Source organism: Winogradskyella sp. HB-48 (genome assembly GCF_049942685.1).
GTDB lineage: Bacteria > Bacteroidota > Bacteroidia > Flavobacteriales > Flavobacteriaceae > Winogradskyella.
Genome location: NZ_CP187934.1, coordinates 532,207 through 547,414 on the forward strand (window position 1 = coordinate 532,207; position 15,208 = coordinate 547,414).

At 33.9% G+C, this 15,208-nt stretch carries 15 protein-coding genes; 9 read left to right on the forward strand and 6 right to left on the reverse strand.

The window, feature by feature from the left end:
- Positions 1–9: 9 nt before the first annotated feature.
- Entirely contained in the window at positions 10–636 is a 627-nt protein-coding gene (gene rsmG, locus ACPX19_RS02565; RefSeq protein WP_426432419.1) for a 16S rRNA (guanine(527)-N(7))-methyltransferase RsmG, read from the reverse strand.
- Between the two features lie 142 nt (positions 637–778).
- Between rsmG and ACPX19_RS02570 the strand changes: the two genes are divergently transcribed.
- The 3 genes from ACPX19_RS02570 to ACPX19_RS02580 are packed head-to-tail and all read left to right on the forward strand — an operon-like array spanning position 779 to position 3,499.
- Positions 779–1,879, forward strand: coding sequence for a fatty acid desaturase family protein (locus tag ACPX19_RS02570; protein ID WP_426431305.1), 1,101 nt, complete (start codon positions 779–781; stop codon positions 1,877–1,879).
- A gap of 18 nt (positions 1,880–1,897) precedes the next feature.
- Positions 1,898–3,082: a pyridoxal phosphate-dependent aminotransferase gene (locus ACPX19_RS02575; RefSeq protein ID WP_426431306.1), complete on the forward strand. Its 1,185-nt coding sequence runs from the start codon at positions 1,898–1,900 to the stop codon at positions 3,080–3,082.
- Between the two features lie 48 nt (positions 3,083–3,130).
- Positions 3,131–3,499: a hypothetical protein gene (locus ACPX19_RS02580; RefSeq protein ID WP_426431307.1), complete on the forward strand. Its 369-nt coding sequence runs from the start codon at positions 3,131–3,133 to the stop codon at positions 3,497–3,499.
- Positions 3,500–3,590: 91 nt separating this feature from the next.
- Here the strand turns inward: ACPX19_RS02580 and ACPX19_RS02585 are convergent, their stop codons facing one another.
- The 4 genes from ACPX19_RS02585 to trkA form a co-directional block, all read right to left on the reverse strand.
- Positions 3,591–3,875, reverse strand: a complete 285-nt coding sequence (locus ACPX19_RS02585; protein WP_426431308.1) for a hypothetical protein — start codon at positions 3,873–3,875, stop codon at positions 3,591–3,593.
- Between the two features lie 117 nt (positions 3,876–3,992).
- Complete coding sequence (locus tag ACPX19_RS02590; RefSeq protein WP_426431309.1) at positions 3,993–4,241, reverse strand: hypothetical protein; 249 nt, start codon at positions 4,239–4,241, stop codon at positions 3,993–3,995.
- A 164-nt stretch (positions 4,242–4,405) separates the two neighbouring features.
- The gene (locus tag ACPX19_RS02595; protein ID WP_426431310.1) at positions 4,406–5,908 is read right to left on the reverse strand and encodes a TrkH family potassium uptake protein; all 1,503 of its coding nucleotides are present in this window, start codon (positions 5,906–5,908) and stop codon (positions 4,406–4,408) included.
- 8 nt (positions 5,909–5,916) lie between these two features.
- Positions 5,917–7,266, reverse strand: a complete 1,350-nt coding sequence (trkA, locus tag ACPX19_RS02600; protein ID WP_426431311.1) for a Trk system potassium transporter TrkA — start codon at positions 7,264–7,266, stop codon at positions 5,917–5,919.
- Positions 7,267–7,451: 185 nt separating this feature from the next.
- On the opposite strand from trkA, the gene ubiE reads away from it, so the two are divergent.
- Positions 7,452–8,183 (forward strand): bifunctional demethylmenaquinone methyltransferase/2-methoxy-6-polyprenyl-1,4-benzoquinol methylase UbiE, encoded by a 732-nt coding sequence (gene ubiE / locus ACPX19_RS02605; RefSeq protein WP_426431312.1) that lies wholly within the window; start codon positions 7,452–7,454, stop codon positions 8,181–8,183.
- Positions 8,184–8,185: 2 nt separating this feature from the next.
- A complete protein-coding gene (locus ACPX19_RS02610; protein ID WP_426431313.1) occupies positions 8,186–8,902 on the forward strand; it encodes a porin family protein in 717 nt (238 codons plus the stop codon).
- On the opposite strand, the gene ACPX19_RS02615 is transcribed toward ACPX19_RS02610, so the two are convergent.
- Positions 8,889–9,623 (reverse strand): TrmH family RNA methyltransferase, encoded by a 735-nt coding sequence (locus ACPX19_RS02615; RefSeq protein ID WP_426431315.1) that lies wholly within the window; start codon positions 9,621–9,623, stop codon positions 8,889–8,891. The two genes, ACPX19_RS02610 and ACPX19_RS02615, sit on opposite strands and share 14 nt — an antisense overlap.
- 199 nt (positions 9,624–9,822) lie before the next feature.
- On the opposite strand from ACPX19_RS02615, the gene ACPX19_RS02620 reads away from it, so the two are divergent.
- The 4 genes from ACPX19_RS02620 to ACPX19_RS02635 all read left to right on the forward strand — a co-directional run bounded on the left by ACPX19_RS02620 (position 9,823) and on the right by ACPX19_RS02635 (position 15,143).
- Positions 9,823–12,291 carry a BamA/TamA family outer membrane protein gene (locus tag ACPX19_RS02620; protein WP_426431317.1) on the forward strand — a complete coding sequence of 823 codons (2,469 nt, stop codon included), beginning with the start codon at positions 9,823–9,825 and terminating at the stop codon, positions 12,289–12,291.
- Positions 12,292–12,398: 107 nt separating this feature from the next.
- Positions 12,399–13,466, forward strand: a complete 1,068-nt coding sequence (fbaA, locus tag ACPX19_RS02625; RefSeq protein ID WP_426431318.1) for a class II fructose-bisphosphate aldolase — start codon at positions 12,399–12,401, stop codon at positions 13,464–13,466.
- 214 nt (positions 13,467–13,680) lie between these two features.
- Positions 13,681–14,538 (forward strand): acetyl-CoA carboxylase, carboxyltransferase subunit beta, encoded by an 858-nt coding sequence (gene accD, locus ACPX19_RS02630; RefSeq protein WP_426431319.1) that lies wholly within the window; start codon positions 13,681–13,683, stop codon positions 14,536–14,538.
- A 71-nt stretch (positions 14,539–14,609) separates the two neighbouring features.
- Positions 14,610–15,143, forward strand: a complete 534-nt coding sequence (locus ACPX19_RS02635) for a hypothetical protein (protein ID WP_426431321.1) — start codon at positions 14,610–14,612, stop codon at positions 15,141–15,143.
- The last annotated feature ends 65 nt before the right edge of the window (positions 15,144–15,208 follow it).

Below are 15,208 nucleotides of genomic sequence, written 5' to 3' on the forward strand. Positions count from 1 at the left end.
AGCGCTTTTTTAATTATGCTTTAAGGGCAAGTGAATCACTTTTTTAGTGTCAAAGAAATCTTCTTCAAAATAATCTGATAATAAATATGCTTTAACAGTTGTATACTGCCTTAGTTCTTCAGTTAAATCACCACCTTTTAGATATAGAATCCCATTTTTTAATTCATTTCGTTGTTTTTTAGCGGTTTTACCTTTTACCCATTTGGTGAACTCAGGCATCGCTGTTACCGCTCTACTTACAATAAAATCGTAAGTTTCATCAATAGCTTCCACTCTACTGTGTGTTGTTCTCACATTAGTTAATTCTATTGCTTCACAAACCGCATTAATAACTTTTAATTTTTTATTAATACTATCTACCAAATGAAACTGACAATTGGGAAACATAATAGCCAGAGGTACACCAGGAAAACCACCACCTGTACCAACATCCAAGATTGAAGAGTTGTCAGCAAACTGAATTACTTTGGCTATACCCAAAGAATGCAAAACGTGCCTTAGGTACAATTCATCTATATCCTTACGAGAAACTACATTAATCTTAGAATTCCATTCTTTATAAAGCGCCTCTAAAGCTGCAAACTGTTCAATTTGTCGCTCTGTTAAATCAGGAAAATATTTTAGAATTAAATCCATCCATTTTAATTTGTGCAAAAATAACTATTTTAGTGTGCATAAATTAACGTCTTAGCATAAGGCAGCATTTTATTTATTAATTATCTTTGGCAACTTATAATGAAAGCAATCCCCTTTCGTTATATTATAAAAAAACAGATTTATGGCTCAACAAACCTTATCATTCTCTCGTATTGACTCGGCAAAGTTTTTTAGGACTTTAAATAAACGTGTAAACAATTATTTTAAAGAGAATAACATCAAAAGAACAGGTAATTGGCAACTTTGGGTAAAGACAGTTGTTATGTTTGCAATGTTTTTAACACCCTATTTTTTATTGCTTACTTTAGATATTCCTACTTGGGCTCAACTGCTATTAACAGTGGTAATGGGTATTGGTATGGCAGGAGTTGGTATGAATGTAATGCACGATGGTAATCACGGTTCTTTTTCAAACAAAGAATGGGTAAACCGCTTAATGGGAAGTAGCATATATATCTTAGCTGGAAATGTTTACAACTGGCAAGTACAGCATAATGTACTTCATCATACTTACACCAACATCCATGGCCACGATGAAGATCTAGAGGCAGGTAGAATTTTAAGATTTTCTGAGCACGCTGAATGGCGCAAGCATCATAGATTTCAACACTATTATTCTATTTTCCTTTATGGATTGCTTACTATCAATTGGGCTATAACTACTGATTTTCAGCAGATGAAGCGCTACATGAAGCGTAAATTATCTTATGGTAAATTACCTAATCCAATTGTAAACTGGAGTAAATTGGTTATTTCTAAATTGGTTTACGTTGCTATGTGGATTGTTTTACCAATTTTGATAACAGACTTAGCTTGGTACGAGGTTCTTATTGGCTTTTTTATCATGCACTATGTAGCTGGTCTAATCCTAAGTGTTGTTTTTCAGTTAGCCCATGTTATGGACGAAGCTGAAATGCCTATGCCAGAAAAAGATGGTACTATGAAAAATACTTGGGCAATCCATCAGCTAAAAACCACTGTTAATTTTGGTGCAAAAAACTGGTTGGTAAACTGGTACACTGGTGGTTTAAATCATCAGGTAGAGCACCATATTTTCCCAAACATTAGCCACATACACTATGGGAAAATTGCTAAAATCGTAAAGGATACTGCTAAAGAGTTTAATTTACCTTATAAAGAATACGAAACCACAAGAAAAGCAATTGTTGCGCATTTTAGATTCTTAAAAGAAATGGGCATGCGACCAGCAATGCAAGCATAATTCTATTATAACTAACACATGAACCAACTTTCTGATAGAATTAATAATCTATCGACTTCAGCAACCCTAGCTATGGCCGCTAAGGCTAGAGAACTCAGAGCAGAGGGCAAAGATATTATTGGATTGAGTCTAGGCGAACCAGATTTTAATACGCCCGATTTTGTAAAAGAAGCGGCTATTAAAGCTATAAATGACAACTACAATAGCTATACTCCTGTTGATGGCTATGTAGAACTGAAGGATGCTATTATAACCAAATTTAAACGCGATAACGACCTTAACTACACAAGACCTCAAATTGTGGTATCCAATGGAGCAAAGCAGTCTCTATACAATATAGCTTCAGTGATGCTAAATGACGGTGACGAAGTTATTTTACCATGTCCTTATTGGGTGAGCTATGCCGATATTGTAAAACTAAACGGAGGTATTCCTGTTGAAGTAAAAACAGATATTTCTAATGACTTTAAGATGACCGCTGAACAACTTGAAGCGGCTATTACTCCAAAAACAAAAATGCTTTGGTATAGTTCTCCTTGTAATCCAAGTGGTTCTGTTTACAGCAAAGAAGAACTAAGAGCCATTGCAGATGTTTTACAAAAACACCCAAACATATATGTGGCATCAGACGAAATCTACGAACACATCAATTTTATTGGAGGTCATCATAGTATGGCACAGTTTGAAGATATGTATGACCGAACTATTACTGTAAATGGTGTTTCTAAGGCTTTTGCAATGACAGGTTGGAGGATTGGTTATATTGGCGCACCAGAGTGGATTGCAAAAGCTTGCAACAAAATGCAAGGCCAAGTCACTAGCGGAGCAAACTGTATTGCACAGCGCGCAGTGATTTCTGCCTTAGAAGCTGATCCTTCTCGCATAAAATATATGATTGATGAGTTTAAAGAACGTCGTCAGTTAATTTTAGGCTTATTAGAAGGCATAGAAGGTTTTAAAACCAATAAACCAGAGGGTGCTTTCTATGTTTTTCCTAATGTGTCTGCCTATTTTGGAAAAACTGTAAAAGGAAAAACCATTAATAACGCAACAGACATGTCTTTATTCCTGTTAGAAGAAGCATTAGTCGCTACGGTTACAGGTGAGGCGTTTGGCAATCCGGATTGCATACGTATTTCTTATGCGGCATCTAAAGAAGAGATTATTGAAGCAATTAAAAGAATTAAGGAAGCTTTGAATTAAGTCATGTCTCATCAAATTTTTTGAATTATTTCTTTTAACTTGAACAAATTGAGTTATAAAATAAAAGAAAGACTAATAATAGGAGGGGTTTTTATAACACTTATTGTAGGTGGATTTCTTCATAACAAATCTCATTTTGATGAACTTTCTGAATTTGGTAAAATTACAGAAGCTACGATAATTAGTTTTAGATACAGAAATGATGCCAGGTATAATTTAACTTTCGAATATTATGTAGAGGGTAAAAGGTATATAAGTTCTGATGCTGTTTCATTTTTTAGATGCAACGAAACAGATAATGACAACAAAGGTTGCATCGGCAAAATATTTAAATTAACATACTCTAGCAAAGATCCAAATATTTGCGAAATTGACTTAGGTAGGTATAACTGGACTAAGGGTTATAGACCCCATTAAAAACCCTTGGTAAATTAAAGAGAAGCTATAACCAGAGCTTGTGTTATAGCTTCTTTTTAATGATACCCGTAGCACCTAAACCAAAATTTATTTAATAGGTTAATAGCTGGATAATACCTCCTTTAGCATAAAGAAACGCACTAACTAGAACAAAAAACAGTATTATTGTTACCACTACTATTTTGGCCATTCTAACCCTATGCTCTTCTCTTATTTGTTTAGCTATATTACTAAGTTGTTTCTTAGAAGCTTTTGGCAAGTTATATTCTGTCTTATTGGCCTTACTATAACTACCTAAAGTATTTCTAAGCTTTTCTCTTTTAGAAAGCAGATTAAGATTATTCTTAATACTTGTTGACATGTAACTTGCAGACATCGCTTCTTAGTTTAAAATTAGAGTATAGATTACCAGCATTGTACTGATGCACATTGATGGCAGAATATAAAAGACATAAAAATGTCAGTTAGAGGTCAAAAAAGTAAGGTGTATGTTTTAGAAAATAGCGATTAAAGCCATCACAAATACAGACAATTTTAAGATTGCTGCTAGGTGATCTACCTTGCTAAATTGTGAAGACTTGATACGTTGTCTAATTCCGAAAACAGATTTTGTGTTAGACTTGCTAAAGTTGTGTTTCACAATTGATTTGTAATTAGAGTTTAACAAACCGTTTGTTGTGTAATGAGACACCACAATGGGTTCTGGCACAGATTCTAATTCTTGATTTAATACTAATTCCATGATTGATAATTTTTAATTGGTTACGTAAATACGACGCCACACAAATAAAAATGTTACAGGCTCTATTACAACAATCATTTGATTTTGAGTATCTAAAACTTAAAAAATACAAGTAAAATTATAGGCTGGCTAAATTTTAAAAAAACTTTAAAAAAATTAAAATTCTATCTGTTTCTCCAGAAAAAAGGAGTCAGTATTATCAGTACAGTAAACAATTCCAGTCTACCAATCAGCATTAAAAAAGAAGCCCACCATTTACCCAAAGGTGGTAAGGCCGCATAATTATTTACAGGCCCAAAGTCCCCCAATGCAGGTCCAACGTTACCCAAACTAGAGGCAGACAATCCAATCGCAGATTCAAAATCCATTTGAAACATAGAAAACCCCAAACCACCAATAATAAATGATAACATATACAAAATAAAAAATCCTAAGACGTTAAAAACAATGTCTTTAGAAATGGATTTTGTATTATACCTAACAGGCAAAATAGCATTTGGATGCAATGAGCGTTTAAACTCTAAGAATCCATTCTTTATTAAAATTAAGTGCCTTACCACTTTAACACCACCAGAAGTACTACCTGCTGAACCACCCAAAAACATTAGCCCGAAGAAAAATACAGTTAAAAATGGTGTCCACATGGTGTAATCTGCTGAGATAAAACCTGTTGTTGTTATTACTGTCAACACCTGAAATAAGGCATGTCTTATGGCACTCTCCCCTTCACCCAAAACCATTGGATGGGCAATAGTGGACTGAGACACATCTGCTCTAAAGTAAATTATAAGAGCTGCTATAATAGTAAAGATGGCTATGAATTTAAAGTATAGTTTAAACTCTTCATCTTCTAAGATTTTGGAAACTTTACCTTTAAACAGATAATAACTCAATACAAAATTAGTACCTGCCAAAAACATAAAGAAAATAATGATATACTGAATAGCTGGATTATCATTCCAGTAGGCTACACTAGCATTTTTAGTTGAAAAACCACCAGTAGACAACGTACTTAACGCATGATTAATCGCATCAAAAAAGGACATTCCGGCTACTTGTAATAAGATTGTTTCAGCTACTGTATAACCAAAATAGATCAGCCATAATCGTTTTGCTGTATCCGTAATTCTTGGATGTAATTTATCTCCACCAGGACCTGGTGCTTCTGCTGCAAAAAGCTGCATTCCTCCAACACCTAAAAGTGGTAAAATGGCAATTGCAAGCACAATAATTCCCATACCACCAATCCAATGCGTCATACTTCTCCAAAACAAAACACCTTCAGGCAAGACTTCTATATCATTAATAATACTAGCACCAGTAGTCGTATAACCCGATATGGTTTCAAAAAAAGCTTCAGTAAAAGTTGGTATAGCTTCTGTGGCCATGTAAGGCAGAGTTCCTGTGAGTGACATTACTATCCAACCAAAGGCCACAACTATATAACCTTCGCGCTTGTTCATTTCTTTACTATGATTTTTGGTGCCATACATAGCAACACCACCAATAAGTAAGGTAAACAAACTCGCCAAGAACAAATTTAAGGTTACTCCATCTTTGTAAATAAGACTAATTAAGGCCGCTAGCATCATAAAACCGCCATTGAAGAGCAATAACAGTCCAAAAAAATGGAAAATGATCTTATAATTTAGTCGAATTCTAGACATAGCTCTTCTTACGAGAAAAAGGTTTCAACTTCAGATATAGAACGTGGCAAACAGCAAACCACTACCCTATCACCAGCTTCAATTTTAAAGCTTCCTAGTGGAATCATACCTTCACCATCTCTAATTACACCACCAAATATAGCTGACCTTGGAAAATCCAAATCCTTTATCTGTTTATTGGTGATCTTTGAATTTGGCTTAACAACAAATTCTAACAGTTCGGCATTCATATTGGTAAGCTTGGTCATAGCCACAACCTCACCTTTCCTAATATATCTAAATATGTTATTTGCTGCTAACAGTTTCTTATTGATGAGGGTATCGATACCTATAGATTGAGAGAGCTGGTAATAATCCATATTTTCAACTAAAGCAATGGTTTTTTTAACCCCTTTTGATTTAGCCAAAAGACAGGACATGATATTGGTTTCAGAATTGCCAGTTACAGATATAAAGGCATCCATATCTGAAATGTTTTCTTCATCCAAGATATCAACATTTCTACCATCACCACAAATAATAAGTGCATCAGGAAGCCTATCTGCCAAATCTTCGGCCATGGACTGCCTGCTTTCAACAAGCTTTACGTTGAATTTACTTTTACAAAGATCTCTTGCTGTCTTAAAACCAATTTTACTTCCACCAAGAATCATTATGTTCTTGATTTCGGTCTTTACTTTTCCAGACAAGTCAAATAATTCCGCATCACCTCCTTTTGAGGTCATAAACACAACCTTATCATTTTCCTTAAACTGTGTATCTCCACGAGGAATAATGGTATACTGTGTTCCATAGCGTTGAATAGCAATAGGAATAAAGTGCAATTCTGAATAAATTTCTGCAGCTTCTTTTACTGTTTTTCCAACAAATTTTGCCGTTCTAGAAAGCCTTAAACCTAGCATGGTCAGTGCTCCACCTTCAAACTCGTAAGTATCATTAAAACCATACTGATTCAATAACAGCTCAATTTCTGATGCTGCCAAAGATTCTGGTGAAATCAATTCATCAATACCAAACTGCGAAAAACCGATAATGTCTTTTTCATCAATAAACTCGGTATTAGATATTCTAGCAATAGTACGCTGCGCACCTAACTGCTTTGCCAGCACACATGCCGTAATATTTGTGGTTTCTGAAGATGTAACAGCTATAAACAGTTCAACCGACTCTATGCGTGCCTCTCTAAGAATAGAAATAGAAGTGGCATCGCCTTTAATGGTTTTTATATCTAAATGTTCACCAGCATAGGTTAAGCTATCTTTCTTTGTGTCAATAAGGGTTATCTCTTGCGACTCGTAGGATAATAATTTTGCTAAATGAAATCCTACCTCTCCAGCACCTGCGATAATTATTTTCATTGTGTTTTATTCAAAATAAACATACAAATATATGGATTAAGTTTCAAGTTGGTAAGTGCCTAAATTATTTAAATTTAAAGTTGACCGGGAGTATGATTCTATTTTAGTCTTCATGAATAATATATTTAAAGCACTCGCAGCTTTAAGTACTTATAACTTCTCATTATATTTGCCAAAAATTTTTGATGGCTGAAAAAGTTAAACCATATAAGAATAGTGATGCTTCTAAAAAAGAGCAAGTCACCGAAATGTTTGATACCATTTCTAAAGAATACGATGGGCTTAATCGTGTTATTTCTTTTGGCATAGATGTAAAATGGAGAAACAAAGTCGTTAAAATTGTTAGTAAAAAACAACCTGAAAATATCTTAGATATTGCTACTGGTACTGGTGACTTAGCCATTAATCTTACCTCAACCAATGCTAAAGAAATTATTGGTTTGGATATAAGTAATGGTATGCTAGAGGTTGGTAGAAAAAAAATAGCTTCAAAAAAACTTGAGAATATTATCTCTATGGTTATTGGAGATTCTGAAAACTTACCTTTTGAAGAGAACACTTTTGACGCCATCACAGTTGCTTTTGGTGTCAGGAATTTTGAAAACTTAGAAAAAGGGCTATCAGAAATACTAAGAGTATTAAAGCCAAATGGAATTTTTGTTATTTTAGAAACGTCGGTACCAACCAATCCAATTTACAAATTTGGTTATAATATGTACTCAAAATTTATTTTACCAAGTATAGGTAAATTATTTTCGAAAGATAAGATAGCTTATAATTACCTGAGCGAATCCGCTTCTGTATTTCCTTATGGTGAAGCGCTAAACAATATTTTGAGGAAAATTGGGTTTATTAATGTCGAAGACAAACCACAAACTATGGGTGTGGCAACAATATACACAGCATCTAAAGCATAATTATGAAGAAAATCCTTGTTTTCTTAACATTTTTAGTAGTATTTCAATCTGCAACTGCACAACTATTTACTAAAGAAAAAGTTGCTAATAATATTGACAATTTAGACCAAAAGTTTTTGTCTTGGGGCTATTTTTTAGGATTTAACCAATACGATTTTAAGTTTGATTACAATGAAGATTTAAGTGATATACTAGTAGACAAAACCTTCGGATTTCACCTAGGTCTCATTGGCGACATGCGAATTAACAACTACATGAATCTAAGGTTAGAACCAGGAGTTTTCTTTACCACCCGAAATTTAATGTATGACGAAAGCTATTTTGTTGGTACAGATTTCAATGATTCGGATTTACTTAGAGAAGTAAAATCTACGTACATACATATTCCGTTATTGTTGAAAGTCTCTACCAAGCGAATCAATAATTTTAAGCCTTTTATTATTGGCGGATTTTCAACTGCTTTAAACCTTTCAAGCAATCAAGACAACCCAGATGATAATAGTGCTGGTGAGTTTAGAATGAAGAAAAACACCTATTTCTACGAAATTGGTTTTGGTATAGACTTGTATCTACTTTACTTTAAGTTCACACCTTCAATACGTGGCATTTTTGCTATCAATGACGAGATTGTTAGAGATGCTGACCCAAACAGTCCATGGACTGGCAATGTTGCTAAAATGCAAACCAGAGGTATCTTTATAAACTTTACCTTTCAATAGTACGTCTTCTAAATTCGCTCAAAACAATAGCCGTTGCGTTAGCCACGTTTAGACTTTCTGTGTCTTTACTATTCCCAAATTGAGGGATCGTTATTTTTCTATCTATTATTGAAATTATTTCCTTTGAGATACCGTTGGCCTCATTTCCTAAAACAATAATACCTTCATTCGGCAATTTCGAAGTATAAATGTTTTCCCCATTCATATAGGTTCCAAAAACAGTTCCTTTATAGTTTGAAATGAATTCACTTAAATCCACATATAAGATATTAACCCGTGTTAGAGAGCCCATCGTAGCTTGCACTACTTTAGAGTTGTAGCAATCCACAGTATTTGGACTACAAATCAAGTCCTTTATACCATACCAATCACAAAGCCTAATGATAGTTCCTAAATTTCCTGGATCTCTTACATCATCTAGTACTACAATTAATCCTTTCTTATCCGCTTCAACCGACTTTGGAATTTCAAAAACTGCTAAAGCTGTATTGGGATTTTTTAAAGACGTTATCTTATCTAAATCATTTTTAGAGATTTCTATAGTTTGATTTTCGGGTGCATCAAAAATCTGTTCTGTAGTATACAGTCGATTAAGTTTAAAATCAGAATTGAGGAATTCTACAATCCCTTTTACGCCTTCAACAGTAAATAGTCCTAACTGTTGCCTGTATTTTTTTTGATTTAAACTTTTAATTAACTTTATTTCTTGCTTTGTAACCATTAAAATGTCTTTACATTTGCTTAGATTAAATACAAAGTAAACCTTTTTTGGACTAATTTTTGTTTATAGCAACCAATATCAAAAGATCATACATCAAATAAGCTTGCAAATTCAATCTTCAATAGTATCAAAATTTCATAAAGCACTGCAATACTGTCTGTTATTGGTTTTTGTCATGGTTCTTAATTCATGTGATGTTGTGAAACGTGTTAAATCCAATGAGTATTTAATTACTAAAAACACGATTATTGAAGACGATAAGGTTAACAAGGAAGAACGCGTCAACAACATTATTCTTCAGAAAACCAATTCTGGCATGAATAGTTTATTGGGTTTTCCTTTAAAGCTTCATATTTATAATTTAGCCAGACCTAATATAGACTCAATTATAGAAGCCAAAGTATTGAGTGACTCTTCTAAAGTACGATGGAAAACAAAGCTACTATCTAAAAAACAATTTGATCAAGAGATAGAAGCTAGAAAGAACTTTAATAGCTGGTTAAAACGTACAGGAGAAGCACCTACAATTTACAACAAAGACAAAACAGAAAAAACTGCAACTAACTTAAGAAAGTACTATTACAACAAAGGGTGGTTTGATAATGAGGTAGTTTTTGAAGTTACTAAAGACAGTGCTAAAAGAGCTGAGGTAACGTACAAGGTTACTAAAAATGAACCCTATCTTTTAGATTCACTAAGGCCTATTATCAGTAGTCCTTTAATAGATTCCCTATATCCAAAATTCATCAAAGCCACACTGCTAAAAAAAGGCGAGCAATTCAATTCACAAAATTATGAGGATGAACGCGAACGTATCAACACCTATTTAAGGAATGCTGGTTTCTACTACTTTGGCCAAGACTACATAAGGTTTGAAACTGACACTATAGACACAAACCATAAAGTCAATACAGATCTCATCATTGGAAACAGACAAATAAGAACAGAAGATTCCACAAGAATTGAACCTTTTAAAATTTTTAAGATCAAAGAAGTCAATATCTTCACTGACGAAAATTTTAAGAATCAGAATAAAGCCATTTCAGACACCACAATCTATAAAGATTATAATCTATATAGCAAGGAAAAACTTAGATTCAGACCCAAGGCACTTACTGATGCCGTTTTTATTAACAAAGGAGATATTTATACAGATTTAGCACGCAGTAGATCGCTACGCTACCTCAATGATTTACAAATGTTTAGATATCCAAGTATAGAATACATAGAAAATCCTGAGGACACCACACTAACAGCCAACATATATCTAGAGCCAAAGAAAAAATATGCGCTTAGTTTAGATGTAGATGTATCGCAAAGTAATATTCAGACCATTGGTTTTTCTGTAACTCCTGGTTTAAAAATTAGAAATATTTTTAGGGGTGCAGAAACATTGGAAATAAGTGGTATCGCGGCAATTGGTGCTTCAAAAAACAGAAGCGATGATGTTAGTGCTTTTTTTGATATTAACGAGTTTGGTGGCAATATTAGGTTAACTATTCCAAGATTATTCACTCCTTTTAATACAGATAGTATTATCCCAAAATACATGTCGCCAAATACAGCAATAAATCTTTCCACGACGAGCCAGCAAAATATTGGACTCGACAAACAAACATTATCAGGACTTTTGAGTTATAATTGGTCGCCTTCAAGGACGGTATCAAATGCCCTAGAACTTTTCAATGTTCAGTTTGTAAAAAATCTAAACACCAGTAATTACTTTGGGGTTTATACAAACTCTTACAGCAGGCTCAACGATATAGCACAAAATATAGGCTATGTTCCTTCAGATGAAAACTTATCGATACCTACAGGAGCTAATGAATTTATTGATGATGTCCTTAACGGAAATACAAGTTTAACCAACTCTGATGAAGATTTTATTACCGTAAATAATATTGAAGAGCGAAAACAACGATTAACGGAAAACAACCTTATTTTTTCATCGAGCTTTGATTACAAAAAAGATAAACGCACCAGTATTTTTGATAACGACTTTTCAATTTTTAAGTGGCGTGTTGAGTTAGCAGGAAATCTGCTCTCTAACCTATCTGAAATATTTGGTGCATCAAAAAACAACGATGGAAATTATGAAGTTTTTGGGGTAGTGTTTTCTCAATATTTCAAAACCGAAATCGACTATGTCAAATATTTTGACTTAGGTAGAAATAATGTCTTTGCCTTTAGAAGTTATGCAGGTATTGCAATTCCTTATGGCAACTCCAATAGTATCCCATTTGCCGAGAGTTTCTTTGCCGGAGGTCCAAATGACAATAGAGCATGGACGGCCTATAACCTTGGGCCAGGAAGCTCAAGTTCTACCAATGAGTTTAATGAAGCAAACTTTAAAATCCATCTTAGTGCAGAACAGCGTTTTGGGCTCTTTGGAAACCTAAGAGGTGCTCTTTTTGTTGATGCAGGCAACATCTGGAATGTTTTAGATAATGTAGTAGATGATAGAGCAACCTTTACAAATTTTAATTCCTTAAAGAATATTGCTATAGGCTCTGGATTTGGTCTACGCTACGATTTTAACTTTTTTGTACTGCGTTTTGATACTGGTTTTAAAACTTACGACCCGTCTCAACAAGAAGGTAGCCGTTGGCTTAGAAATTACAACTTCAGAAATGCTGTGTATAATATTGGTATTAATTATCCTTTTTAAAATTACCTCACTCCACCTAAATCGTTTTTGGTTTTTTATCTTCTAAAACACTCCAAAAGATGCCTAAAATTATGTATTTTTGATATCTAATTTTCAATCATAAAGTCATGAGTCACAATATCAAACCTGGCGTTGCTACAGGGAGAGAAGTTCAGGAAATTTTCAAATTAGCTAAAGAAAAAGGATTTGCCTTACCAGCTGTAAATGTTATTGGTTCTAATACCATTAATGGTGTTTTAGAAACCGCTAAAGCTTTAAATGCTCCAGTAATAATTCAGTTTTCTAATGGAGGTGCACAGTTTAATGCAGGGAAAGGTTTAGGAAACGAAAATGAGAAAGGTGCTATTGCAGGTGGTATTGCAGGCGCCAAACATGTACATCAATTGGCCGAAGCTTATGGGGTTCCTGTAATTTTGCATACTGATCACTGTGCAAAAAAATTACTGCCTTGGATTGATGGTTTATTAGATGCTAGCGAAAAACATTTTAAAGAAACTGGAAAACCACTTTACAGTTCTCACATGATCGATTTATCTGAAGAGCCTATTGAAGAGAATATAGAAATCTGTAAGCAATACTTAGCCCGAATGAGCAAAATGGGTATGACCCTAGAGATAGAACTTGGTATTACTGGTGGTGAAGAAGACGGTGTTGATAATAGTGATGTAGATGCCTCTAAATTATATACCCAACCAGAAGAAGTGGCTTATGCCTATGAAGAATTAAGCAAGGTTAGCGATCAATTTACCATCGCTGCTGCATTTGGAAACGTTCATGGTGTGTACAAACCAGGTAATGTAAAATTAACCCCTAAAATCTTAAAAAACTCGCAAGAGTACATTACAAAAAAATACAATGTTGGTCATAATCATATAGATTTTGTTTTTCATGGTGGCTCTGGCTCTACAGTAGAAGAAATAAGAGAAGCCATTGGCTATGGAGTTATAAAAATGAATATTGACACTGATATGCAATGGGCTTTCCTAAGTGGAGTTAGAGATTACATACAAGACAATCATGACTACTTGCAAACCCAAATAGGTAATCCTGAAGGTGACGATGTCCCAAACAAAAAATACTACGATCCAAGAGTTTGGCTGAGAAAAGGAGAACAAGCTTTTGTTGAGCGCCTTAAAAAAGCATTTGAAGACTTAAATAACGTAGATACGTTATAATAATGCATTCCATATTTTCAGACCTATCAAGACTGTCTTATAGTTTTGATAGGTTAGTTTATTTTAACAATTACATTAAACAACTGCTTTTGAGTTTAATTAATTAGTAGTAATTTTGCTTCAACTAACTAATAGCATTAATTATAGAAATCTTTTTAATCTATGATTAAAACTGCCCTAAGCGTTGTCAAAGGGTTTAAAAAATCAATTTTATATGGCTTGGTTTAAAAGAAAAGATAAAGGAATCCAAACGTCTACAGAAGAAAAAAAGGATACTCCCAAAGGGCTTTGGTACAAATCTCCTACAGGAAAAATAATAGACACTAAAGAATTAGAACAAAATTTTTATGTTAGTCCTGAAGATGGTTATCACGTAAGAATAGGGAGCAAAGAATATTTTGAAATTCTATTTGACGATAAAAAATTCACGGAATTAGATGCTAATTTAACCTCTAAAGATCCATTAAAGTTTGTTGATACAAAAAAATACCCAGACCGTTTAAAAGCGGCACAAACTAAAACCAATCTTAAAGATGCCGTACGTACAGCGGTTGGTAAATCAATGGGAGAAGATTTAGTTGTAGCTTGTATGGACTTTAGTTTTATTGGTGGATCTATGGGGAGTGTTGTTGGCGAAAAAATTGCAAGAGCTGCCGACTATGCCTTAAAGAAAAAGATTCCATTTATGATTATTAGCAAATCTGGTGGAGCTCGTATGATGGAAGCGGCATTTTCATTAATGCAACTAGCAAAAACCTCGGCAAAATTGGCTCAGCTAGCAGATGCTCAAATCCCTTACATTTCATTATGTACAGATCCAACCACAGGTGGTACAACAGCATCTTTTGCAATGCTAGGGGATATTAATATAGCAGAACCAGGTGCTTTGATTGGTTTTGCAGGCCCAAGAGTTGTTAGAGATACCACAGGACAAGAATTACCAGAAGGTTTCCAAACTTCAGAGTTTTTATTAGAACATGGTTTCTTAGACTTTATATCGCATAGAAAAGATTTAAAGAAAAAGGTAAACCAATATATAGATTTAATAAAAAATCAACCTTTAAGACATTAGCACTAAAAGAGACGAAATCATCGTCTCTTTTTTTATCTTTATATTCCATTTTGAACATTAAATCACTGATCATGAAACCCGATTTCTTAAAAAACACTCTAGCGCTGTTATGTTTTTTTTGTTTTTCATGCGAAAAAGAAGACCCTGTTAATCTGCTTGTTGTAAGCGATGATTTTTCGTCGTTAATTACAACAGATACAAACAGTTTTATAGACGGAAATAGTCGCTTTTCGAGTAGCGCAACTTTAGACATTACAAGCAATGAGACAATTGCCGAAAATGAAAACTTTATAATCGATTCTAGAGTAAATAAACTTAGTTATGAAATAGCAAATTTTTCTGGCAGTGCAGCAACCACGATTAACAATGCTACTATTATAATTGGTGGAACTAGAATAGATATTGGAAATATTGAGATTCTAGATAATTTGAATACGGAAAACTATATAGTTGATCGTTTTCTCCTAAATAAAATTGCCTCTGATTTTAGAAATACCGTTGAAGTCAATACCTTATTTACTGGCGAATTAAATGATAACTCTGTAAGCTTTGACCTAATTATAAAAGCTAATCTTTCAATGGGCATTGATGACCTTCAATACTAATCTTAAAAAAGCGAGCTACTTCGACTACGCTCAGTAACCGAAAGCTCGCTTTTTCACTCCAATCA